Here is a 22,557-nt window from a genome sequence, read left to right on the forward strand (position 1 = left end):
GTCGCCGACGTCCCCGGGACGCGGCTGGACCCGGCCGGCGGGAGATGGAAGCCGCCCCCTGCGCCGCCACGGCGCCGCCCCCGCCGGGCCGGGCGGGCGATCGTCACCGGGGTGGCCCTGGTGGCGCTGCTGGCCTGCCTGCTGGCCGGGCTGAAGCTGGCCGAGAGCGCCGGGCGGAAGGGCCCCGGGGAGCAGGGCGCGCAGGGCGCGGCGCCGCCCTCGACGAAGCCCCCGTCGCCGACGCCGAAGCCGAGCCCGGTCGCGGTCGACGGCAAGCTGCGCTTCACCGTCGCCAAGGTCGACTGCGGCACGAAGGAGCTCGGCGACTGGCCGCTGGTGCGCCGCCCGAAGGGCCAGTTCTGCCTGGTGGACCTGAAGGTGGAGAACACCGGCGGCAGCACCGGGCGGCTGTGGATCGGCAACCAGAAGCTGCGCGACTCCGGCGGCACCGAATACGGCCCGGACGAGTGGTCGCTGGTCTACTACGACAAGTCCCGGCCCCTCGCGAGCGACATCGCGCCGGGCCAGGCGGTGCAGGGCACGGTCGTCTACGACGTGCCGGCCGGGCTCACCTTCACCGGGCTGCGGGTCCGCTCGGGCCTCGTGGGCGGCGACGGCAGCGTCATCAAACTGCGGTCCTGAATCCGTACCGCGGGCGTTTCCTGCATCGGTTCAGAAAGCGTTTCTGCATCGATTCAGAGCGGATCTTCACCGGTAAAGAAGGGCCGTGAGAGCGCTCCATGGGAGCGTTACCGTAACGGTGCGTAGGGATCGCCGGTGCGGCCGCAGTCGCATCGACGGTGGCCCCGAGCCAACACCATGGACATCCCCTTGGCAAGCGTTGCGGGGTCGTTAAGTTTCGTTACCGCCGTGTTATTGACACCACTGTCCGCAATCGGATTTAGTGTGCCGGAACCGGTTGCGGAACCGGTTCCAGAACTCGCTCTCTTGCCAGAAAGCGCTCTCATGGGAAGGATCGCGGCGTGCCGATAACCATCGCCGATGTCGCCGCGCGAGCGGGGGTCAGCAAGACCACCGTCTCCCGGGTGCTCAACGGCAAAGGGGAGGTCGACGAGTCGACCGCGGCACGGGTGCGCACGGTCATCGACGAGCTGGGTTACGTGCCCAGCGCGCGGGCGGTGAACCTGGCCCGGGGTCACACCCGGGTCATCGGGATGCTGGTGCCGTCGCTGACCTGGCCATGGATGGGGGACATCGTGCAGGGCGCGGTGGACGTCGTGGAGTCGGAGGGGTACGGGTTGCTGCTGTTCACGTGCAACCGCGGCGCCGAGTCCATGCGGCAGTTCTCCGCGCAGGTCTCCGGCAAGGCGTTCGACGGCCTGCTGGCCATCGAGCCCGAGGGGACGCTGGACTACCTCGCCGACCTGTACGCCGGCGGCCTGCCGGTGGTCCTCATCGACGACCGCGGCGACAAGCCGCTGATGCCGTCGGTGGCGACCACCAACCGGGCCGGCGGCTCGCTGGCCGCCCGGCACCTCGTCGAGCTGGGGCGGCGACGGCCCCTCGTCATCACCGGCTCGGAGAAGTTCGGCTGCACCCAGGACCGGCTCGGCGGCTTCGCGGACGTGTTCGCGGCGGCCGGCGCGCCGATCGACCCCCGGCTCGTCATCGAGGGGGATTTCACGTTCGAGTGCGGCGCAGCCTCGGTCCAGCGCGCGCTGGACGAGGGCCTGCAGTTCGACGCCGTGTTCGCGCACAACGACCTGTCCGCCGCCGGCGCCCTGCAGGCGCTGCGGCTCGCGGGCCGATCGGTCCCGCACGACGTCGCCCTGGTGGGCTTCGACGACATCGTGCACGCGGCGCACACCGAGCCGCCCTTGACCACCATCCGCCAGCCCATGCGCCAGATGGGCGAGATGGCGGCCCGTCGGCTCATCGCGCACTTCGACGGCACGCCGTTGACCGCCGAGCCGAACATCCTGTCCACCACGCTCGTCGTGCGCGGTTCGACCGCCACGGCGTGGCCCGAGCGCACCACCTGAAGTCACGCCGCACCAACTGGGCGGGGGCCGCGCCCCAAGGGTCTCCGTCGTCATACCGAAATTTGTGCAACTGTCCGCCCCACCTATCGATGCAGGAACCTTCCTCTCGATCCAGGTACCAAAAGGAGACACCCCCGTGTTGAACAGACGCTCCGTTCTGCTCGGCATGGCCGGTCTGCTGGCCACGTCGACTACCTTGGCCGCGTGCGGCGACTCGCCAAACGACACGAAGAACGGTTCCAAGGCCACCACGGTCCTGACCGTCGGCATGCCGAACGGCCCGCTGACCGAGAACGAGAACCCGTTCCTGGGCACCTCGGCCGGCGCCAAGGACGGCTACCGCTGGGTGATCTACGAGCCGCTGATGATGTGGAACCCGGTCAAGCCGGCCGACCAGATGAAGGCGTGGCTCGCCACCAAGGCGGAGTGGAACAAGGACTACACCTCGGTCGTCGTCAACATCCGTGACAACGCCACCTGGTCCGACGGCGAGAAGCTCACGGCCGACGACGTCGTGTTCACCTACAAGCTGGTGCGCGACAACGAGGCGCTCAACTCCGGCGGCGTGAAGATCAAGGACGCGACCGCGAACGGCGCCGACGTGACCATCACGTTCGAGTCGTCGCAGTACGTCAGCCAGCAGAAGGCGATCGCGCAGATCCCGATCGTGCCCAAGCACATCTGGGAGAAGGTCTCCGACCCGAAGACCGAGGCCAACAAGAACCCGATCGGCTCCGGGCCGTACACCCTGAAGTCCTTCACCCCGCAGACCACCACGCTCACGGTCCGCGACAAGGGCTACTGGCAGCCGCTGCCGCAGGTCAAGGAGCTGCGGTACACCTCCTACAACGACAACAACGCGCAGACCACGGCCCTGGCCAACGGCGAGTGCGAGTGGAGCTTCGTCTTCATCCCCAACGTGAAGACGGTCTTCATCGACAAGGACGCGGCCAACCACAAGATCTGGGCGCCGCCGGTGCTGGGCATCCACGGCCTGTACATCAACACCACCAAGGCCCCGTTCAACGACCCGAAGCTGCGCCGTGCCATGGGCATGGTCATCAACCGGGACGACATCTTCAACACCGCCGAGGCCGGCTACTTCCACCCGCTGGTCAAGAGCGTGACGGGCCTGCCCTCGCCCGCCGGTGACGCCTTCGTCTCCGACGAGTACAAGGGCAAGGACTACAAGATCGACGTCGAGGGCGCCAAGGCGCTGCTCACCGGTGCCGGCTACAAGCTGGAGGGCACGACGCTGAAGGACCCGACCGGCAAGCCGGTCACCATCACGCTCACCGACCCGGCCGGTTGGTCGGACTACCAGACCTCGCTGGAGATCGTGAAGGCCAACCTGGCCCAGATCGGCATCGCGGCCACGGTCGACAAGGCCAACCAGGACGCGTGGTTCAAGAACATCGAGGCCGGCCAGTTCGAGGCGGCGTTCCGCTGGACCGACGGCGGCTCGACCCCGTACGACATCTACCGCACGGTGATGGACGGCGACCAGCTCAAGCCGATCGGCACCGCCTCCCCGGCCGCCAACTTCGGCCGTTTCGACAACAAGGACGCCACGGCGGCGCTGCGCGCCTACCAGGCTGCGACCGACGACGCGGCCCGCAAGACCGCGCTCGCCACGCTGCAGAAGATCTTCGTTGAGGAGGCCCCGATGCTCCCGGTCGGCGCCGACAACATCGGTGCGGCCTACAGCGCCAAGAACTGGACCGGCTGGCCGGACGACGCCAACCCGTACGGCGCGCTTCAGCCGACCCAGGCCAACGCCCTGGACGTCATCCTGCACCTCAAGCCGGCCGGCTCCTGACGACCGGATCGTACTGACACCGCTCCCCGGGTGACCCCTGCGAGGGTCGCCCGGGGAGCGGTACCCAATGACGAGACACCCCGAGACAGGACCAACGGCAATGACGTTGAGCGAGAGCCCGGCGGCGCCGGTCGGCGAGGTGGTGCTTGAGGCCGAGGGCCTGACCAAGCATTTCCCCGTCCGGCGGAAGCTGAGCGACATCTTCACCGGCAAGCGGGCGGTCGTCCACGCGGTGGACGACGTGTCCCTCACCCTGCGCCGCGGCAGGGTCACCGCACTGGTCGGCGAGTCCGGCTCCGGCAAGTCCACGGTCGCCCGGCTGTTCGCGCAGCTCTACCCCCGCACCGGCGGCGACCTTCGGCTGCGCGGCGAAACGACGCGCGTGAACGGCGGGCGCCGGTTCCGCGAATACGTCAGCCGGGTGCAGCTCATCTTCCAGGACCCGTTCGGCTCGCTCAACCCCGTGCACACGGTCCGCTACCACCTGACCCGGGCGCTGAAGATCCACGGCAACGCGGGCAAGACCGCCGACGAGCTCGAGGCGGCCCTCGCCGGCCTGCTGACCCGCGTGGCGCTGACCCCGCCCGAGCGCTACATCGACAAGTTCCCGCACGAGCTGTCCGGCGGGCAGCGCCAGCGCGTCGCCATCGCCCGCGCCCTCGGCGCCGACCCGGAGGCGCTGCTGGCCGACGAGCCGGTGTCGATGCTCGACGTGTCGATCCGCCTGGGCATCCTCAACCTGCTGCGCGACCTCAAGGAACGGCTCAACCTCGCCATCCTGTACATCACGCACGACATCGCCTCGGCGCGGTACTTCGCCGACGAGACGATGGTGATGTACGCCGGACGCATGGTCGAGGGCGGCGACAGCGAGTCGGTCACGCAGAACCCCGCGCACCCGTACACCCGGCTGCTCATCGAGTCGGCCCCCGACCCGGACCGCATCGCCGGCATCGCCGACGCGACCGCGAAGGACCGTGGCAACGGCGAGCCGCCGAGCCTGATCCGGCCCCCGGCCGGCTGCCGCTTCCACCCGCGCTGCCCGCACGCCATGAAGCGCTGCACCGTCGACCTGCCGCCGCGCCTGGACGTCGGCGGCGAGCCCGGGCACTGGGCGGCCTGCTGGCTGTACGACGCCGAGACCGTCGCCAAGGAGGGCGTCGGCTCGGCGGCCGACCCGTCGATCCCCACGCCGCCGGCGCTGCACCAGCCGGAGGAGGCACGATGAAGTTCCTGCTGCAACGCCTCGCCTTCTACCTGTTCACGGCCTGGGCCGCGATCACCATCAACTTCTTCATCCCGCGGATGATCCCGGGCGACCCGATCAGCTCGTTCCTGGCCCGCAACCAGGGCGCGGTGTCCTCCGACTCCATCCAGTCGCTGCGGGTGCTGTTCGGCCTCGACCAGGAACAGAGCCTGTGGCAGCAGTACCTCGACTACTGGAACCAGCTGTTCCACGGCGACCTGGGCCTGTCGTTCACGTTCTTCCCGTCGACGGTCAGTGAGGTCATCTCCTCGAGCCTGCCGTGGACGATCGGCCTCGTCGGCATCACGACGATCCTGAGCTTCATGATCGGCACGACGCTGGGCATCGGCGCCGGCTGGCGGCGCGGCACCTGGATCGACGGCCTGCTACCCGCCACGACGTTCCTGTCCTCGGTGCCGTACTTCTGGCTCGGCCTGGTCTTCATCGCCGTCTTCACCGGCAACGGCAGCTACTTCCCGTCCTCCGGTGGCTACACCCCCGGCCTGGTGCCGTACTGGGACGGGACCTTCATCGGCTCGGCCATCAACCACAGCGTCCTGCCGGCGATCACGATCCTGGTCTCGTCGATGAGCGGCTGGATTCTCGGCATGCGCAACATGATGGTGACCGTGTCGGCCGAGGACTACATCACCGTCGCCCACGCCAAGGGCCTCTCCGAGCGGCGGGTCGCGTTCAGCTACGCCGCCCGCAACGCGCTGCTGCCCAACATCTCGGCGTTCGCGCTCTCGCTGGGCTTCATCGTCGGCGGCACCCTGCTGGTGGAGATCGTCTTCTCCTACCCGGGCGTGGGCTTCCAGCTCTTCCAGGCCGTCGGCGCGCACGACTACCCGCTGATGCAGGGCATCTTCCTGGTCATCACCATCTCGGTGCTGGTCGCCAACCTGCTCGCGGACCTGGCCTACACGCTGCTGGACCCGCGCACCCGAAAGGCAGGCTGAGATGACCGTCACCCCCTCGAACATCGAGCAGGTCATCCCCGGCGAAGGCCCGGCGGCTCAGCCGGAGACCGCCCCGGCCGGCAAGAAGGCCAAGCGCAAGCGGTTCCGGTTCATCGCCAACGGCAAGGCCGCGACCGGCCTGGTCATCCTCGCCATCTACGTGCTGTTCGCGATCATCGGCCCCTGGGTCGCCCCGTACGACCCCGACAAGATCACCTCGGACGTGATGCTGGCGCCGTCGGCCAAGCACTGGTTCGGCACCACGCACCTCGGCCAGGACATCCTCAGCCAGATCCTGGCCGGCACCCGCAGCGTCGTGTTCGTCGGCGCGGTCGCCGGGATCGTCGCCACGATCCTGTCGGTCGTCGTCGGCGTCACCGCCGGCTACCTCGGCGGCGTCATCGACGAGATCCTGTCGGTGCTGTCCAACGTGTTCCTGGTCATTCCCGGCCTGCTGCTGATCATCATCATCTGCACCTCGCTGCCGCACGTGAACGACCTCACCGTGGCCCTGGTGATCGGCCTGACCAGCTGGTCGTGGGGGTCGCGGGTGCTGCGGGCCCAGACGCTGTCGCTGCGCCGCCGCGACTACGTCGACGCCGCCCGGGCCACCGGCGAGAAGACCTGGCGGGTCATCTTCTTCGAGATCCTGCCCAACCTGACCGCGATCATCGCCTCCGGCTTCGTCGGCACCGTCATCTTCGCGGTGCTCTCGGAGATCACGCTCGCGTTCATCGGCATCTCCTCGGTGTCGTCGTGGAACTGGGGCACCATCCTGTTCTGGGCGCAGGGCCAGCAGGCCCTCGCGCAGGGCGCGTGGTGGTGGTTCGTCCCCGCCGGTCTCGCCATCGCGATCCTGGGCACGGCGCTGAGCCTGGTGAACTTCGGCATCGACGAGTTCGTCAGCCCGCGGCTGCGCACCTCGGGCAGCGGCCCGAAGCGCACCAGCACCGGTGAGCGGGTCCGGATGAAGGTCGGCTTCACCCCCGTCATCCGGCCCGTCGAGCCGACCGGGGCCATCGAGATCAGGGACGGTGCCGCGCGATGACCCAGGTCCTCACCAGGCCGCTGCTGGAGATCAAGAACCTCAACGTCGACTACGGGCTCGGCGACGAGGCGGTCCACGCGGTCCGCGACGTCAACCTCACCATCCACCGCGGCGAGGTCGTCGGCCTCGCCGGGGAGAGCGGCAGCGGCAAGTCGACCCTGGCCTACGGCATCACCCGGCTGCTGCCGCCGCCCGGCGTGGTCTCCGGCGGCTCGGTCACCTACCACCCGCCGTCGGGCGACCCGTACGACGTGCTCGCCCTGTCCCACGCGCAGCTGCGCAAGTTCCGCTGGGCCGAGACGTCGATCGTGTTCCAGGGCGCGATGAACTCGCTCAACCCGGTACACAAGATCGACGTGCAGATGATGGACGCGATCAAGGCGCACGAGCCGAAGCTGTCCAAGTCCGCCCGCCTCGATCGGGCCAAGGAGATGCTGCGCCTCGTCGGCATCGCCGAGGACCGCCTCGAGGCCTACCCGCACCAGCTCTCCGGCGGCATGCGCCAGCGCGTGATGATCGGCATGGCGCTGGCCCTGGAACCGCAGCTGGTCATCATGGACGAGCCGACCACCGCGCTCGACGTCGTCATGCAGCGGCAGATCCTCGGCCAGCTCGTCGAGCTGCGCGAGCGGCTGGGCTTCTCGGTGCTGTTCATCACCCACGACCTGTCGCTGCTGGTGGAGTTCAGCGACCGGATCGCGATCATGTACGGCGGGCGGATCGTGGAGGAGGCCCCGTCGGCCGACCTCTACCGCGAGCCGCTGCACCCGTACAGCAACGGCCTGCTCCGCTCGTTCCCGGCGCTGCGCGGCGCCCGGCGGGAGCTGGCCGGCATCCCGGGCTCCCCGCCCGACCTGCGCGGCATGCCCAGCGGCTGCGCGTTCCACCCGCGCTGCCCGAAGCGATTCGAGCCGTGTGACAAGGAGATCCCAGTCCTGGGCAAGCCCGACGACCACGTCGGTGCGGCCCGGTCGGTGGCCTGCTGGCTGCATCCGGTTACCGCCGGATAGCCGGGCCGACCGGCCCTCAACCACGGAACAACCAGGAGAACCATGGACACGACCGCGACCCCCCTCGACCTCGGCAATCCGATCGCCACGCTTCCACCCTCGTTCCGCTGGGGTGTGGCGACCTCGGCCTACCAGATCGAGGGCGCGGTCAACGAGGGCGGCCGGACCCGGTCCATCTGGGACACCTTCTGCGAGGTCCCCGACGCGATCGACAAGGGCGACACCGGCGAGGTCGCGTGCGAGCACTACCACCGCATGCCGCAGGACGTGGCCCTCATCCGCGATCTCGGCGTCGACCTGTACCGCTTCTCCGTGGCCTGGCCGCGCGTGCAGCCGCGCGGCCGGGGCCCGGTCAACCCGGAGGGCATCGGCTTCTACGACCGGCTCACCGACGAGCTGCTGGCCAACGGGGTCGAGCCGTGGGTGACGCTGTACCACTGGGACCTGCCCCAGGAGCTCGAGGACGCCGGCGGCTGGCCCAACCGCGACACCGCCTACCGTTTCGCCGACTACAGCATGATGGTCTTCGAGGCGCTGCAGGACCGGATCAAGACCTGGACGACGCTGAACGAGCCGTGGTGCTCGGCGATGCTCGGCTACGCCTACGGCGCCCACGCGCCCGGCCGCCGCGACTTCGCCGCCAGCATGCACGCCGTGCACCACCTGCTGCTCGGCCACGGCCTGGCCACCGAGCGGATGCGGGCGGCCAGCCAGGACACCGAAGGGCGGGCCAGGCACGAGTTCGGCATCACCCTGAACATGGGCGTGTCGACGCCGCAGACCGACTCGGCCGCCGACCGCGACGCGGCCCGCCGCGCCGACGCCCTGAGCACCCGCATCTACCTCGACCCGCTGGTGCACGGCCGCTACCCGGCCGACCTCGTCGAGGACCTGGCCCGCCGCGGCATCGAGCTGCCGGTGCAGGACGGCGACCTCGACGTGATCAGCACCCCGCTGGACGTGCTCGGCATCAACTACTACTTCTCCGAGACCGTCTCCGGCGTCGACGAGGACGGCAACGACACCGACGCCGACGGGCTGCCGGTCAGCCGGGCCATCCCGACCGGGCGGCCGATCACCGCGATGGGCTGGGAGATCGTCCCCGAGGGCTTCACCCAGCTGCTGGTGCGCCTGTACAACGACTACGGCCTGCCGATCTTCGTCACCGAGAACGGCTCGGCGTTCGACGACGTGCCCGACGAGACCGGCTACGTCGACGACGAGGACCGGGTGCGGTACTTCGACTCGCACATCGGCGCCGTCGCGCTGGCCCGCCAGCAGGGCGCCGACATCCGGGGCTACTTCGCCTGGTCGCTCATGGACAACTTCGAGTGGGCGTACGGCTACGACAAGCGCTTCGGCATCGTGCGGGTCGACTACGACACCCAGGAGCGCACCCCGAAGCGCTCGGCGCACTGGTACCGCGACACCATCCGGGCCCTGCGCGGCTGACCGGTCCTGGTCCACGCGACGCGGCGGCGGGACGGACCTCGTTGTCCTTCCCCGCCGCCGCTCACCCGCCGGCGGATCAGCGCAGCAGCGACAGCACGCTCTGCGGCGCCTGATTCGCCTGGGCCAGCATGCTCGTGCCGGCCTGGGTCAGGATCTGCGAGCGGGTGTACGACACCATCTCCTGGGCCATGTCGGTGTCACGGATCCGCGACTCCGACGCGGACAGGTTCTCGACCGCCACGTTGAGGTTGTTGATGGTGTGCTCGAACCGGTTCTGGTACGCACCGAGCGTGGCCCGGGCGGTGGAGACCCCCTTGATGGCGTTGTCGATGGCGGTGATGGCCGACGCCGCGCCACTGATCAGGTTGGCCGAGGCCACGCCCAGGCCGCTCGCGTCGAAGCCGGTCACGGTGGTGATGCCGCCGAAGGCCGAGGCCGACAGGTCGACCGAGATCTGGTCGGCCGTGGACGTGTTCGCGCCCACCTGAAAGGTGCCCTGGTAGGCCGAGGCGCCGCTCTGCCCGACGGTGAGCAGCTTCTGGCCGCCGAAGGAGGTCGTCGAGGCGATGCGGTCGAGCTCCGCGTTGAGCTGGGTGAACTCGGTCTGGGCGGCGGTGCGGGCGTCGGTGTCCTGCGAACCGGACGAGGAGGCCTGCACGGACAGGTCGCGCATGCGCTGCAGGATCGAGTGCGTCTCGGTGAGCGCGCCTTCAGCGGTCTGCACGACCGAGATGCCGTCCTGGGCGTTGCGCACGGCCACCTTGAGGCCGCCGATCTGCGAGCGCAGGCCCTCGGAGATGGACAGGCCGGCCGCGTCGTCGGCGGCGCGGTTGATCCGGTAGCCGGAGGAGAGTTTCTCCAGCGACTTGCTCATCTGGGTGTCGGTGACCGACAGGTTGCGGTAGGCGTTCTGCGCGGCGATGTTGTTGTTGATGCGAAGACCCATGGCGACTCCTCCGTGAACTCGGGCCGTGGTGCGCGGACCGTCCTTGGCCGCCCGTGCACCGACATCGCCCGTTCCCGCCGCGGCTTGAGCCCTAGCCCCGGCCTCTGCCCGATCGGATGACACGGCCGGGGCGCACCGGTCGCGCCGCCGGTCGCGGCTCGGATGACACGGCTGGGGCGCACCGGTCGCGGCGAGGTTCGCGTGACCCACGGGGCCGGTGCGTCGTCAGCACGTCCGCAGGAGCCGGTCGAGGACCCGCTCGCCGAACTCCAGGCCGTCGATCGGCACGCGCTCGTTGACGCCGTGGAACAGGGCGGTGAAGTCCAGGCCGGGCGGCAGCCGCAGCGGGGCGAACCCGAAGTGGCGGATCCCGAGCCGCTGGAACGACTTGGCGTCGGTGCCGGCCGAGAGCATGTACGGCAGCACGCGCGCCCCCGGGTCCTCGGCCTCGATCGCCGCCGCCATCGCGTCGACCAGCCGCCCGTCGAAGGTGGTCTGCACCGGCGGCAGCTCGTCCCAGTCCATCTCCACCTCCGGGCCGAGCACCTCGGCGAGCTCCCGGGCGAACGCCGCCTCCCGGCCGGGCAGCATCCGCCCGTCGACGGTCGCCTCCGCCACCGACGGCACGACGTTGGACCTGGACCCGGCGCTGAGCATCGTCGCGTTCGCGGTGTCGCGCAGCGTGGCCCCGATCATCCGGGCCAGCGACCCGAGCCGCGCGACGGCGGCCTCGGGGTCGTCGGGGTCGAACGGCACGCCGGTCAGCTCGCTCACCCCGGCCAGGAAGTCCCGGACCGGCTCGGAGAGCACCAGCGGGAACCGGTGGCGATCCAGGCGGGTCAGGGCGGCGGCCAGCTTGGCCACGGGGTTGTCGGTGTGCACCATGGAGCCGTGCCCGGCCGTGCCGCGGACCTTGAGGCGCAGCCACATCGAGCCCTTCTCCGCCGTCTCGACCAGGTACGCCCGCACGTCGTCGCGCACGTCGACGGAGAAGCCGCCGACCTCGCTGATCGCCTCGCGCACCCCCTCGAACAGCTCGGGGCGGTGCTCGACCAGCCAGCCGGCCCCCTGGTGGCCGCCGTCCTCCTCGTCGGCCAGGAAGGCGAAGACGATGTCCCTGGGCGGCACGACGCCGTCGCGCTTGAACCGGCGGGCCACGGCCAGGCTCATGGCGACCATGTGCTTCATGTCGATGGCGCCGCGGCCCCAGAGGTACCCGTCGCGGATCTCACCCTCGAACGGGGGCAGCTCCCACCCGTCCCGCCCGTCCGCGGGGACGACGTCGAGGTGGCCGTGGACGAGGAGGGCGTCCCGGCTGGCATCCGCGCCGGGCAGGCGGACGACGACGTTGCCGCGGCCCTTCGCCGGCTCGACGTACGTCGGCTCGTAGCCGGCCTCGGCGAGCCGCTCCGCGACGAACTCGGCGGCCCGGCGCTCGCCCGCGCCCCGCTCGTCGCCGGTGTTGGTGGTGTCGAACCGGATCAGTTCGCGGGCCAGGGAGACGACCTCGTGCATCGTTGCACCGTAGCCGTTCGATGCACAGCCTGTTGGCCGTCCCGGCGGCAACGCCACCCCGCGCCCGACCCGCACCGCCTGACGCCCGGCGCCGGTCGCCGCGCGGTCACGACGGCACGCCGGACGGCGCCGGCGCCGAGCAGTTCAGGTTGTGCAGGTTCTTGCTCGCCATCTGCAGATGCTGGCGCATGACCGGCAGCTGGCCGGCGGCGAACTGGCGGACCTGCGGATTGTCCGCGTGCGCCGCCACGTCGTCGAACGCCTGGACGTCGTGCGCGTGCAGGGCGTAGATGGCCGGGGCGTACGAGCAGTCGAAGGCCCCGCCCTGCACCGTCGTCCAGATGGCCGTCAGGTTCTGCTGGTCGGCGTCGGGCGCGGGCGACGAGGCGATGCCGAGCGTCTGGTCGAGCGACTGCAGCTGCTGCAGCTCCTTGCCGTGGTCGGTGACCATCCGCTGGCCGAACGAGCGGACCGCCGTGCTCGCGGCCCGGTCGCCGGCGAGCCGGCCGGTCGTCACCTCGAACTGGGCGGCCTGGGCGGCCTGGGTGAGGAACGTCCGGTCCTGGGCGCTGAGCTGGGTGCCGGGCGGCGCCTGACCGGTCGGTGACGGACCCTGCGGTACCGGCACCGGCGGTACCGGTGGTGCCGGGGTGGCCGCGCCGTGCGCCGCGGCGGGTAAGGACGCCACCGCCGCACACACGGCCGCGGCGATGCTGGTCGCGAAGATTGCCCGCATGACATCCTCCCGCGGAGTGGGTTGCTGGCTGAAGCCCGTCGACTACCCCCTCGGCGTGGCGCTCACCCCGGTCCCGCCGCCGCATCCCGGCCCGCGCCGCGCCGGCCGGTTGACGCAAACCCGGTGAACCCGGCGCGCTCGGGGTAGCAGTCGCCGGACCCGGACCGTCGAGGGGACAGGGAGGCGCGCAGTGGTGAGCGCGATGACGGCGGCCACCGTGCTGGCCGCACCGGTCGAGCCGGACCAGCTGCTGCCGGCCCGTGAGCAGATGGCCTTCACGCTCGGCTTTCACATCATCCTGGTGCCGTTCGGCCTCGCCTTCACGTTTTTGATGCTGCTGGCCGAGTACCGCGGCATCCGGCGCGGCGACGAGGACGCGCTGCTGCTGGCCCGCCGCTGGTCGAAGGTGTCCGCGGTGCTGTTCGCCGTCGGCGCGGTCTCCGGCACCGTGCTGTCGTTCGAGATGGGCCTGCTGTGGCCGGGCCTCATGCGCCGCTTCGGGGCCGCGTACGGGCTGCCGTTCGCGGTCGAGGGCATCTTCTTCTTCATCGAGGCGATCTTCGTCGCCATCTACATCTTCGGCTGGGACCGGCTGCGCCCGTGGGCCCACTTCTGCTCCGGCCTCCCGGTCCCGATCGCCGGGATCGGCGGCACCGCCTCGGTCGTGGCCGCCAACTCGTGGATGAACCGGCCCGCGGGCATCACCGTGCGCGACGGGCGGGTCGTCGGGGTCGCGCCGGTCAACGTGTTCTTCAACGGCGCCTACTGGTACGAGACGCTGCACATGTTCCTCGCCGCGTACATCGTGGCCGGCTTCCTCGTCGCGGGCGTCTACGCCGCGGCCATGCTCAAGGGCCGCCGGGACCGCTACCACCGGCTCGGCTTCCTCATCGCCTTCACCACCGCCGCGATCGTCATGCCGGCGCAGGTCGTCGTCGGCGACGTCGCCGCGCGGGAGGTCTTCCAGCACGAGCCGGCCAAGTTCGCCGCCATCGAGGCGCTGCCCGGCACGGCCACCCACGTGCCGGAGGTGCTCGGCGGCGTGGTGATCGGCGGCCGGGTCCGCTACGGCGTCTTCATTCCCAACGGGGCGTCGCTGCTGGCCGGCTACCGCCCCGGCACCGAGATCCGCGGCCTCGACGCGATCCCCGCCGACGTGCGCCCCTCCGACCGGCTCGTCACGATCGTGCACCTGGCGTTCGACGTCATGGTCGGCGCCGGGTTCGCGCTGCTGGCGCTGGCGGCCTGGTTCGGCTGGGCCTGGTGGCGCCGCCGGGACCTGCCCCGCAGCCGCTGGTTCCTGCGCGCCGCCGCGCTCGCCGGCGTCGTGTCGGTCGTGGCGCTGGAGAGCGGATGGGTGGTCACCGAGGTCGGCCGGCAGCCGTGGACGGTCGTCGGGCTGCTGCTCACCCGGGACGCGGTCACCACCGGAGGCAACATGTGGGCCTTCTTCGCCGGCACCTTGGTGCTGTACGCCGCGGTCGGCGCCGGCGCGGTCCTGGTGCTGCGCTCGATGCGCCGCCGCTGGGCCGCCCCCGGCCCGAAGGCCGTCGAGGTCCCCTACGGGCCCGCGGAGCCCGGGGAGGCGCGATGAGCACGCTCGTCGCGGCCGGGCTCCTGGCCGGCCTCGTGGCCTACGCCGTCTTCGCCGGCGCCGACTTCGGCGCCGGGTTCTGGGACCTCACCGCCGGCGGCGCCGAGCGCGGACGGGCGATCCGCGCCCACATCGACCACGCCCTCGGGCCGGTCTGGGAAGCCAACCACGTCTGGCTCATCTACTGCCTGGTCGTCGCCTGGAGCGCCTTTCCCGCCGCATTCGCCGCCGTGACGACCACCCTCTACCTGCCGCTGGGCCTGGCGGCGCTGGGCATCGTCGTGCGCGGCGCCGGTTTCGCCTTCCGCAAGGTCCTCGTGCGCACCAGCACCCAGCGGCTCAACGGCGCCGCCTTCGCCGTCTCCTCCGTCATCACCCCGTTCTTCCTCGGCACCGTCGCCGGCGGTATCGCGTCCGGCCGGGTCCCGGCCGCCGGCGGCGGCGACCCGCTCGGCAGCTGGCTGAACCCCACCTCGCTGCTCACCGGCGCACTGTTCACCGCCACGTGCGCCTACCTCGCCGCGATCCTGCTCGCCGCCGACGCCCGCACCGACGGGCAGGCCGGCCTCGAGCACCGGTTCCGCCGCCGGGCGCGGTGGGCCGCCTGGGCCTGCGGCGCCCTCGCCGTCGCCGGCCTGGCGGTCACGGCCGCCGACGCCCACCGGCTCTTCGACCGGCTCCTGAGCACCGCGCTGCCGGCCACCGCCGTGTCGCTGCTGGCCGGGGCGGCCGCGCTCGTCCTGCTGCCCCGGTACTCGCCCCGGATCGTCCGGCTGCTCGCCGGCGTCGCGATCGCCGCCCTCGTCATCGCCTGGGGCGTGGCGCAGACGCCGTACCTGCTCGGCACGCACACCACCGTCCGGCAGGCGGCCGCCCCCACGGCCACGATGGTCACGCTGCTGCTCGTGTTCGCCGCCGCCGCGGTGCTGGTCGCGCCCTCCCTGGCGTTGCTCTACGCCCTGCAGCAACGCTCCACCCTCCGGCACGACGACCATGCGTAGGCCCGCGTCATGTCGGCCGGCCGCCACGCCATCGGGCGCGGTGCTGTCGCGGCCACAGGAACGGCAAGCCCGCGGGAACAAAAAAGATCGGTCGGGGCAAGTGGTGGGTAGGCGGAGGTAAGGAGAGCAAGACGAACCGAGGGAGGTGTGTCGTGGCCGAGGTTTCGCAGTATCAGGACTTCGCCGGACACCCGGACATCGCCGAGATGCGGCAGCGCTACGAGCGGGTCGCATCGAGCGGGCAGGCGGTCGTCATCGACGGGTTGGTGCTGCTGGCCGGTGGCTGGCTGGCCATCTCGCCGTGGGTGGTGGGCTTCATCGGCTACGCGCCGAATGTGGCGATCAACAACCTGATTCTCGGGGTCATGATCGGCGTGATCGCGCTGGGGCTCACGATGGCGCCGGAGCGGATGTACCGGCTGAGCTGGTCCATGGCCGCGCTCGGGGTGTGGGTCATCGTCGCGCCGTGGGTCATTCAGCGTGGGTCCAGCACCGGTGGGATCATCGCGACGAACGTGGCCACCGGTGCGGTGACGGTGTTGCTGGGCCTGGGTGCCGCCGCGCTGCTGATGACGGCGAACCGGCGACACGGCGGCGAACGACGGGGCATGGAACGCCACGGCTTCGAGCGGGGCTTTGACCGGCCCGGCGCCGAACGGCCCACCACGGAGCGGCCCACCACGGACCGGCCGGGCGTGGACCGGCCAGACGTCGACCGGCCCGGTGCCGAGCGGCGTCCCCGCTACTAGCGATCGGCGCTGGCACGGCATGGTCCGGTGCCAGAGGAGCCCGTCCGCTGCCGAGCGGACGGGCGCCCCGCATGTTCGACTGGAACGACAACGAGTTCGACCGGCATCCCCGTCCGGTGGCGCCGATCTTCCAGCCGCTCGCCGCCGTGGCCGCCGGCCTGCTCGTCGCGCTGCGACTCGGGACCGGCGGCCGGCGTCGAGGGCGTACCGCGTAGCCGGGGGCGGCCCCGGCGGGGCATCGGTTCGGGTGCCTATGGCTCATGGCTTCGCGGTTCGGGGGTGATGGCGGCGAGCCAGATGCCGCCGGCCATCGCGAGCACGCCGAACACCTGCAGGGCGATCCACAGCCCGCCGGTGGCGAGGGTCTCGTGGAAGGCGGTCACGCCGATCACGACGCCGATGAACGGATCCACGATCGTGATCGCCGTGAGGGGTACCGCGATCCGGCCGCTCTGGAACGCGTGCTGGTTGACGACGACGGCGAAGCCGCCGACCAGGGCGAGTGCGTACAGTTCCGGCCTCACCAGCACCTGCACCGGGTCGCTGGCGAGCAGGGCGGAGATGCTCTTCAACAGCGACGCGCCCACGCCGTAGAGCAGGCCGGTGGCGATGCCGAGCAGCGCGCCGCGCACCGCTCCGTTCGCGCGCCAGGAGGCCATGAGGCACACCGTCAGTAAGGGGCCGGCCCACAGCGCGACGCCGAGCCAGGCGGCGCGCGTCGGTTCCGCTACCCCGGGGCGGGGCTGCGCCGCGAGCAGGAACGCGACCAGCCCCGCGCCGCCGAGGGTCACCACGCCGAAGTCCCGCACGTGCACCCGGCGCCGGTTCAGCGCGGCGGCCAGCGGGATGGCCATGAACAACCCGCTGATCAGCAGGGGCTCGACGAACGCCAGCGGCGCCTGGCTCAGTGCGTAGGCCTGCAGCCCGGTGCCGAAGATCTCCGGAATCCACCCCAGCAGCCACATCGGCCGGCGCGCCAGGCGAAAGATCAGGCGCAGGTCGAGGGTGCGGGGGATCGGTTCCCGCTTGGCGGCGCTCTGCTCGAGAGCGGAGGCGACCGCGAAGCAGATTGCCGAGCCGATTCCCGCCAGCGTCGCCGCGACGTTCATGGCGTGCAGGTCCTCCTCTCCTGCTCCACATCGGCTCTGCGACCGTCTACCCGGGGGCTACCTCTCACACACCGCGGGCGAGGCCCGGTGCCGCCCGGAACCGCTGCCGGGCGGCGTGACCAGGTGTCGGCCGGGCGGGCGGCGCCGTGCCGGCCGGACCCCTGGCGGTCCTGCCGGACCGGTCCCCGGCGGGCCGATCGCCAGCGCCGTGTGGTGTCCGGGACCGCACGACCGGGTAGCGGGTCGTCCATGGTGTACGCCCTGGCGCTGTCCTCAGCGGCATTCGTGGGGATCGGCAACGCCATCCAGCAACGCGCGGCGGCCCGTGCTCCGTCCGGCGCGGTGCTGCACTGGCGGCTGCTGGGATATCTGCTCCGCCAGCGGCTGTGGCTCATCGGTATCGGCACGTCGGCGGTCGGCAACGTGCTGAGCGGCATCGCGCTCGGCCTGGGCAGCGTCGCCCAGGTGGAGCCGCTGAGCGTGACCGCGGTGCTGTTCGCCATGACCGTCGCGGCCGTATCGAGCCGCTACCGGGTCGGCCGGCGCGAGTGGTCCGGCGTGATCGCGGTGGTCGCCGGCATCGTGGTGTTCCTGGTGGTCGGCCAGCCGGGCCCGGGCGAGCTGGACGCGCCGGTGTGGCAGTGGGTGCTGGCCGCCGCGTCCATCGGCGCCATCACGACCGGGCTGGTGTCACTCGCCCGGCGGATGCGCCCGCAGCACGAGGCGGCGGTGCTGGGCATCGGCGCGGGCATGCTCTTCGGCCTGCAGGCGGCGCTGACCAGCGCGGCCGTGCGCCGGCTCTTCGAGCGCGGGCTGCTGGCGATGCTGGTCGACTGGACGCCGTACGCCGTCCTGGTCATCGCGATCGTCGGCATCCTGCTGGCGCAGAGCGCGTACAAGCTCGCCCCGCTGCCGGTCTCGTACCCGCCGGTCGCGGCGGCCGAACCGCTCGCCGGCGTGGCCATCGGCATCGGCGTGCTGGGCGGCACGCTGACGATCACGCCGGCCGCCATCGCCATCGAGCTCGCCGCGCTGGCGATGATGACCGCGGGGGTCTACGCCCTCGCCTCCTCCCATCTCGTCGTGGCGCACCACAAGCCCCATCACCGCCCGCACCTCCCGCACCTCCCGCACCGGCTCCACCTCCCGCACCGGCCCCACCACGGCTGACCCTGCGAAGCGTGTGGTCCCCGATCGTGGCCGACCGGGCCGCGGGGAAAAACGCGTTGACGGGCGGGCGCGCAGCCATGAATCTTGTCGCGTGGTTCACGATCTTCTCGGGGTGACCGGGGCTTCCGGTGCGTTGGGCCGGCTCGTCGTCCGGCGACTGCTCGAACTGGTCCCCGCCGAGCGCATTGTCGCGGTGGTCCGCAACGAGGGGAAGGTTCGCGACCTGGCCGAGCGCGGGGTGCAGGTGCGGCTCGGGGACTACGACGACCCGGACGGGCTCGAGCGGGCGTTCGGCGGCATCGGGCGCCTCCTGATCATCTCCTCGCCCGACCTCGACACCGACCGCCGCACCCGGCAGCACCGGCACGCGGCCGAGGCGGCGGCCCGGGCCGGCGCCGGCCTCGTCGCCTACACCAGCTTCCTGGGCGCCGACGCCCAGCCGGAGGGGCCCAACGCGGCCCACCACGCCACCGAGCGGGCCATCCGCGAGACCGGCCGCCCGTACACCTTCCTGCGCAACCCCTTCTACACCGACGCCTTCATCCACCCCGGTCTCCGCCAGGCGGTCGGCGCCGGCGAGCTGACCAGCGGCACCGGCGGCCGTGCCCTCAACACCGCGTCCCGCCGGGACCTGGCCGCGGCCGCCGCCGAGGTGCTCACCACGGACGGCCACGAGGGCCGGGCGTACGACCTCACCGGTCCACTGTGGACCTACCCGGAGCTCGCCGCCGCGCTCCAGGCGCGGTTCCAGACCCCGGTGTCGTACCGCGAACAGCCCCCACCGGGCCCGATGGCCTTCCTGCACGCGCTGGCCAAGGGCGGGGCCCTCGAGCGGCAGACCGGCGACCTGCAGCGGCTGCTGGGCCGCCCGCCGGCCACGCTCGAGGAGACCGTCGCCGCGGTCTAAGGTCTGTGTCGAAGTCCGGTTGTAATGCCGGGCTTGGTCGACAGTTCGGGGTGTGCGTCTCGTCGTTCCGGTGTGGTCCTGGCCACTGGTGTGGTTGCGGGTCTCATCCGGGGTTGTCGAGGGCTTGTTCCGAAGGTTCGCCGAGCGCCCTGCCGCTGGCCGTGCTGGCTGGTGGTGGGCTGCGGCCGCCGCGACCGTCCACCAGTGTGGTGGGGGTCGGGGTGGTGGGTTCCGGTTGACTCGGTCAGGGCTCCTTGCAGCCCTACGTTGATGGTCTCGACCCCGTACCGGTCGAGGGTGGCCCGCGCCGCGTCCCAGTCGACCCGGGCTGTGCCGGGCTGGGCCGGGTCGGTGAGCACGGTATGCGCGCCGACCAGCGCGGCGACCAGGTCGCGGTCGCCGGCCAGCCCGCAGCCGGGACAGTTGTGGCGGCGGTCCGCCAGGCCCTTCGGGACCCGGTGGCTGCAGAGGCAGTGTTGGGTCCAGGCGGTGTGCCGGGTTCCGGCCCGCACCAGCCCCGGCCCGGGTCCGGGTCCGGGTCCGCGGCCGGTGTGGGCGGTGACGGCGGTGGTTTCGCGGCGCAGGGCGGCCAGGAGCATGCCGGGGGTGAAGGCGTGGATGCCGCGGCCCCACCGCCGGGCCCAGACACGGATATCGGCGTCCTCGACCACCAACCCAGCGCCATGGACCGCGACCAAAGCCGCGGCGGTCATCCGGGCCCGGGTGTACCCGGCCTTGGTGCGGGCAGCACCATCGGCGGCGGCCCGCCCCCGTAGCCGCCGGTAGGTGCTCGACACGATGTCATGCCGGTAGGCGCGAGCCGGTATCCCGGCGATGTTGGCAACTCGTGGCCCGGCAGGCACGGTGACCTGCACCGGTGGGAGCCCGGCCGCGCGGCGGCGGTCGGCGCGGCGCTGCTGGCGTGGTGAGAGCCGGTACTGGCCGGGGTTCGCGGCGCGGCGGGACCGGTCCAGGGCCCGGTTGCGGCGCCGCTGCCGCAACCGCTCGTCGGCCAGGGCGGTGTCCTGGTCGCCGGTGCGGGCGACACGGCTGGCCGCCAACCCGCCGTCCGGGCCGGTCGGGACCGAGACCACGGTCAGGTTAGACACGTTGACGTCCACCCCACCCCGCCGCTCCAGCAGCGCGGCAGCCTGACGCCGCTGCGTGACGGCGGGCGAGGTGTAACCGGGGCCAAGGACCATCAGGTGCGCCTCATACCGCCACCCACCCAGGCTGCCCGGATCACGGTGCCGGACCAGGTCAATCTTGTGCCAGCGGCCCGGGTCGGCGAGGTAGTGCTCCAGGACCGGCCGGCGACCGGGGCCTTGCGGCAGCCGCACCGGTATGACCAGGTCACCCCCGCCGAGGCCGGTGCACACGATCGCGAACGGGCCGTCGTGATCCCACCACGACCGCACCGGCACCCCGCCGCCGACGGCGGTCACGGCCGGCATCCGACGCGGCTGCCACAACCGGCCACCACGCTCGAACGCGGCGCAATGCCCGGCCAGGCTCCCCACGAGCCGGAACGTCTCCCACTTCCGGGCACGAGTATGGGAACGAGCCCGACCCGGAATCGCGGCAAACTCCCACCAACCGCCCGGCCGGGGCCGGCCATGCCGACGGCCGGTGACATCAGGAAACAGATGCCGTACGGTCGCTTCCCACACCCCGTCGGCCAGGTGCATGGCCAGGGCCTTCGTCAGGTACCGCCGCAGATGTGGTGCACCGTCCAGATGCCGGTAGGCGGCGTGTTCCAGCCCGCTACGAGACAACCCCAACCGGCCCCGGACCGCTTCCGGGCCCGCCGCCGCCCGCTCACAGCGGGCAGCCCAGAAGGCGTCGACCCGGGACCGGGCGTCACGCTGCACCGCCCGCCGGACCGCAAACGCGGCCCCGAACACCCGCTCCAACACCTGCCGCACCCGCGGCTCACGCACATCCAACGGCAGACGCAACACCGACACCGGACCCTCATGCTGCCACGGCACCGCCCGATTCGGCCCCCGACGCCGTGCCCCCGCCCCCGTCACACATCGACACTACCCAACGTACCGCTCAGCCGGACACCCGCGACGACACCTACTGCGGAGGGCCAGCAGCTTTGATGACACAGACTTTGATACGCCCCCTAGCAGCGCGACGGACCTAGGGAGTGTGTCGAAGTCGGTTACAGCCATTCGTTGATGGCGGCGATGTGGAGTGTGGCTTCGTATCGCACGGCGAGTTTGTCGAAGCGGGTGGCGACGCCTCGGTTGCGTTTGAGCCGGTTGATGCTGCACTCCACGGCGTGGCGCTGTTTGTAGGTCTCGGGGTCGAAGGCTGGCGGCCTGCCGCCCTTCGACCCGAGTTTGCGGCGGTTGGCGTCCTGGTCGGCCTTGGACGGGATGCACGCCTTGATGCCGCGGCGGCGTAGGTAGCGGCGGTTGGCGCGGGACGTGTACGCCTTGTCGGCCAGGACCAGGTCGGGTCGGGTGCGTGGCCGGCCGGTGTGCAGCCGGGGCACCCGGATCCCGTCCAGGACGACCGTGAACTGCGGGCTGTCGCCGCGTTGCCCGGCGCGGTCAGCACGAGCGACAACGGCTTCTGGCCCTGCTCGCAGCCGAGGTGGACCTTGGTGGTCAACCCGCCGCGGGACCTGCCGAGGGCGTGGTCAGCCGGTTCGTCACGGACCCCGCCAGGCGATTCGGCCTGTAGATCCCCCTTTTCCGCGCGCCGGCGGCGTGCTGATGCGCCCGGGCGGTCGTGGAGTCCACCGATACGTCCCAGGTGATCTGCCCGGCGGCGTCGGCAACAGCCTGCAACGCGGTCAGGATCTGCGCCCAGACACCGGCTCGCTGCCACCGCCGGAACAACCCGGCCGCCGCCGACCATGATCCGTAACAGGCCGGTACGTCCCGCCACGGGGCGCCGACGCGGACCCGCCACCGGATCCCGTCGATCAACTGCCACTTACTGAACAACGACGGCCGACCCGACCGGGCAGGGTTGGGCAGCAACGGTTCCAGCGCCGCCCACTGCGCGTCGGTCAGGTCATGCCGCCTCGTCACCGCTATGGTGTCCACGAGGTCTCCGGTGCAGGTTCTTCTTGGTCGATGAACCAACTACCGGAGACCTCGCCCATTGTCGATCTCCGACACGCACCCAATCACGTCAGGCCAGGCCAGGCCAGGCCACAGACCCGACTTCGACACACTTCCTAGGTGACTGGTGTTAAACGATGGCCGCCACTGGCGTGGCGGCCATCGTTTTGGATCTATTTCGGGTAGTTTGCTGGGATGGCGTTAGGCAGG

General features: G+C 71.5%; 19 protein-coding genes and 1 pseudogene. 14 read left to right on the forward strand and 6 right to left on the reverse strand.

The window, feature by feature from the left end:
- From AB0M46_RS45750 to AB0M46_RS45785, 8 genes are all read left to right on the forward strand, one after another.
- On the forward strand, positions 1–642 hold a 642-nt coding region (locus tag AB0M46_RS45750; RefSeq protein WP_363346924.1), incomplete at its 5' end, for a DUF4352 domain-containing protein.
- A gap of 341 nt (positions 643–983) precedes the next feature.
- On the forward strand, positions 984–2,003 hold the full coding sequence (locus AB0M46_RS45755) for a LacI family DNA-binding transcriptional regulator (protein WP_363346926.1): 1,020 nt from the start codon (positions 984–986) through the stop codon (positions 2,001–2,003).
- Between the two features lie 166 nt (positions 2,004–2,169).
- Complete coding sequence (locus tag AB0M46_RS45760) at positions 2,170–3,822, forward strand: ABC transporter substrate-binding protein (RefSeq protein ID WP_363346960.1); 1,653 nt, start codon at positions 2,170–2,172, stop codon at positions 3,820–3,822.
- Between the two features lie 100 nt (positions 3,823–3,922).
- Positions 3,923–5,050 carry an ABC transporter ATP-binding protein gene (locus AB0M46_RS45765; RefSeq protein ID WP_363346928.1) on the forward strand — a complete coding sequence of 376 codons (1,128 nt, stop codon included), beginning with the start codon at positions 3,923–3,925 and terminating at the stop codon, positions 5,048–5,050.
- Positions 5,047–6,027: an ABC transporter permease gene (locus tag AB0M46_RS45770; protein WP_363346930.1), complete on the forward strand. Its 981-nt coding sequence runs from the start codon at positions 5,047–5,049 to the stop codon at positions 6,025–6,027. The genes AB0M46_RS45765 and AB0M46_RS45770 overlap by 4 nt, the downstream gene beginning before the upstream one ends.
- Before the next feature lies 1 nt (position 6,028).
- On the forward strand, positions 6,029–7,075 hold the full coding sequence (locus tag AB0M46_RS45775; protein WP_363346932.1) for an ABC transporter permease: 1,047 nt from the start codon (positions 6,029–6,031) through the stop codon (positions 7,073–7,075).
- Positions 7,072–8,085 (forward strand): ABC transporter ATP-binding protein, encoded by a 1,014-nt coding sequence (locus AB0M46_RS45780; RefSeq protein ID WP_363346935.1) that lies wholly within the window; start codon positions 7,072–7,074, stop codon positions 8,083–8,085. Before AB0M46_RS45775 ends, AB0M46_RS45780 begins: the two co-directional genes overlap by 4 nt.
- A gap of 42 nt (positions 8,086–8,127) precedes the next feature.
- Positions 8,128–9,537 carry a GH1 family beta-glucosidase gene (locus AB0M46_RS45785; RefSeq protein ID WP_363346937.1) on the forward strand — a complete coding sequence of 470 codons (1,410 nt, stop codon included), beginning with the start codon at positions 8,128–8,130 and terminating at the stop codon, positions 9,535–9,537.
- A 76-nt stretch (positions 9,538–9,613) separates the two neighbouring features.
- Here the strand turns inward: AB0M46_RS45785 and AB0M46_RS45790 are convergent, their stop codons facing one another.
- The 3 genes from AB0M46_RS45790 to AB0M46_RS45800 all read right to left on the reverse strand — a co-directional run bounded on the left by AB0M46_RS45790 (position 9,614) and on the right by AB0M46_RS45800 (position 12,734).
- Positions 9,614–10,483, reverse strand: a complete 870-nt coding sequence (locus AB0M46_RS45790) for a flagellin (RefSeq protein WP_363346939.1) — start codon at positions 10,481–10,483, stop codon at positions 9,614–9,616.
- Positions 10,484–10,708: 225 nt separating this feature from the next.
- Positions 10,709–11,998: a M20/M25/M40 family metallo-hydrolase gene (locus AB0M46_RS45795; RefSeq protein WP_363346941.1), complete on the reverse strand. Its 1,290-nt coding sequence runs from the start codon at positions 11,996–11,998 to the stop codon at positions 10,709–10,711.
- Between the two features lie 106 nt (positions 11,999–12,104).
- Positions 12,105–12,734, reverse strand: coding sequence for a DUF4142 domain-containing protein (locus AB0M46_RS45800; protein WP_363346943.1), 630 nt, complete (start codon positions 12,732–12,734; stop codon positions 12,105–12,107).
- 202 nt (positions 12,735–12,936) lie between these two features.
- On the opposite strand from AB0M46_RS45800, the gene AB0M46_RS45805 reads away from it, so the two are divergent.
- The 4 genes from AB0M46_RS45805 (at position 12,937) to AB0M46_RS45820 (ending at position 16,293) form a co-directional block, all read left to right on the forward strand.
- The gene (locus tag AB0M46_RS45805; RefSeq protein ID WP_363346963.1) at positions 12,937–14,328 is read left to right on the forward strand and encodes a cytochrome ubiquinol oxidase subunit I; all 1,392 of its coding nucleotides are present in this window, start codon (positions 12,937–12,939) and stop codon (positions 14,326–14,328) included.
- A complete protein-coding gene (locus AB0M46_RS45810; protein ID WP_363346945.1) occupies positions 14,325–15,329 on the forward strand; it encodes a cytochrome d ubiquinol oxidase subunit II in 1,005 nt (334 codons plus the stop codon). The genes AB0M46_RS45805 and AB0M46_RS45810 overlap by 4 nt, the downstream gene beginning before the upstream one ends.
- 152 nt (positions 15,330–15,481) lie before the next feature.
- Positions 15,482–16,078: an SPW repeat protein gene (locus AB0M46_RS45815; RefSeq protein WP_363346947.1), complete on the forward strand. Its 597-nt coding sequence runs from the start codon at positions 15,482–15,484 to the stop codon at positions 16,076–16,078.
- A 71-nt stretch (positions 16,079–16,149) separates the two neighbouring features.
- A complete protein-coding gene (locus tag AB0M46_RS45820; RefSeq protein WP_363346949.1) occupies positions 16,150–16,293 on the forward strand; it encodes a hypothetical protein in 144 nt (47 codons plus the stop codon).
- Positions 16,294–16,329: 36 nt separating this feature from the next.
- Here the strand turns inward: AB0M46_RS45820 and AB0M46_RS45825 are convergent, their stop codons facing one another.
- A complete protein-coding gene (locus AB0M46_RS45825) occupies positions 16,330–17,187 on the reverse strand; it encodes a DMT family transporter (RefSeq protein WP_363346951.1) in 858 nt (285 codons plus the stop codon).
- A 249-nt stretch (positions 17,188–17,436) separates the two neighbouring features.
- On the opposite strand from AB0M46_RS45825, the gene AB0M46_RS45830 reads away from it, so the two are divergent.
- Together AB0M46_RS45830 and AB0M46_RS45835 are read left to right on the forward strand one after the other, a co-directional pair.
- On the forward strand, positions 17,437–18,357 hold the full coding sequence (locus AB0M46_RS45830) for a DMT family transporter (RefSeq protein ID WP_363346954.1): 921 nt from the start codon (positions 17,437–17,439) through the stop codon (positions 18,355–18,357).
- 112 nt (positions 18,358–18,469) lie between these two features.
- A complete protein-coding gene (locus AB0M46_RS45835) occupies positions 18,470–19,264 on the forward strand; it encodes an NAD(P)H-binding protein (RefSeq protein WP_363346956.1) in 795 nt (264 codons plus the stop codon).
- Here AB0M46_RS45835 and AB0M46_RS45840 read toward each other — a convergent pair.
- Complete coding sequence (locus tag AB0M46_RS45840) at positions 19,261–20,709, reverse strand: hypothetical protein (RefSeq protein ID WP_363346958.1); 1,449 nt, start codon at positions 20,707–20,709, stop codon at positions 19,261–19,263. The genes AB0M46_RS45835 and AB0M46_RS45840 overlap by 4 nt on opposite strands.
- Before the next feature lie 725 nt (positions 20,710–21,434).
- A pseudogene (locus tag AB0M46_RS45845) lies at positions 21,435–22,329 on the reverse strand (IS5 family transposase).
- Between the last annotated feature and the right edge of the window lie 228 nt (positions 22,330–22,557).

This window comes from Dactylosporangium sp. NPDC051485, assembly GCF_040682015.1.
Taxonomy (GTDB): domain Bacteria; phylum Actinomycetota; class Actinomycetes; order Mycobacteriales; family Micromonosporaceae; genus Dactylosporangium.

Excerpts from the sequence above, each read along its gene's own strand:
- AB0M46_RS45760 (WP_363346960.1), top strand. The coding sequence starts at position 2,170 with ATGGCCGGTCTGCTGGCCACGTCGACTACCTTGGCCGCGTGCGGCGAC.
- AB0M46_RS45765 (WP_363346928.1), top strand. The coding sequence starts at position 3,923 with ATGACGTTGAGCGAGAGCCCGGCGGCGCCGGTCGGCGAGGTGGTGCTT.
- AB0M46_RS45770 (WP_363346930.1), top strand. The coding sequence starts at position 5,047 with ATGAAGTTCCTGCTGCAACGCCTCGCCTTCTACCTGTTCACGGCCTGG.
- AB0M46_RS45775 (WP_363346932.1), top strand. The coding sequence starts at position 6,029 with ATGACCGTCACCCCCTCGAACATCGAGCAGGTCATCCCCGGCGAAGGC.
- AB0M46_RS45780 (WP_363346935.1), top strand. The coding sequence starts at position 7,072 with ATGACCCAGGTCCTCACCAGGCCGCTGCTGGAGATCAAGAACCTCAAC.
- AB0M46_RS45785 (WP_363346937.1), top strand. The coding sequence starts at position 8,128 with ATGGACACGACCGCGACCCCCCTCGACCTCGGCAATCCGATCGCCACG.
- AB0M46_RS45790 (WP_363346939.1), bottom strand. The coding sequence starts at position 10,483 with ATGGGTCTTCGCATCAACAACAACATCGCCGCGCAGAACGCCTACCGC.
- AB0M46_RS45795 (WP_363346941.1), bottom strand. The coding sequence starts at position 11,998 with ATGCACGAGGTCGTCTCCCTGGCCCGCGAACTGATCCGGTTCGACACC.
- AB0M46_RS45800 (WP_363346943.1), bottom strand. The coding sequence starts at position 12,734 with ATGCGGGCAATCTTCGCGACCAGCATCGCCGCGGCCGTGTGTGCGGCG.
- AB0M46_RS45805 (WP_363346963.1), top strand. The coding sequence starts at position 12,937 with ATGACGGCGGCCACCGTGCTGGCCGCACCGGTCGAGCCGGACCAGCTG.
- AB0M46_RS45810 (WP_363346945.1), top strand. The coding sequence starts at position 14,325 with ATGAGCACGCTCGTCGCGGCCGGGCTCCTGGCCGGCCTCGTGGCCTAC.
- AB0M46_RS45820 (WP_363346949.1), top strand. The coding sequence starts at position 16,150 with ATGTTCGACTGGAACGACAACGAGTTCGACCGGCATCCCCGTCCGGTG.
- AB0M46_RS45825 (WP_363346951.1), bottom strand. The coding sequence starts at position 17,187 with ATGAACGTCGCGGCGACGCTGGCGGGAATCGGCTCGGCAATCTGCTTC.
- AB0M46_RS45830 (WP_363346954.1), top strand. The coding sequence starts at position 17,437 with ATGGTGTACGCCCTGGCGCTGTCCTCAGCGGCATTCGTGGGGATCGGC.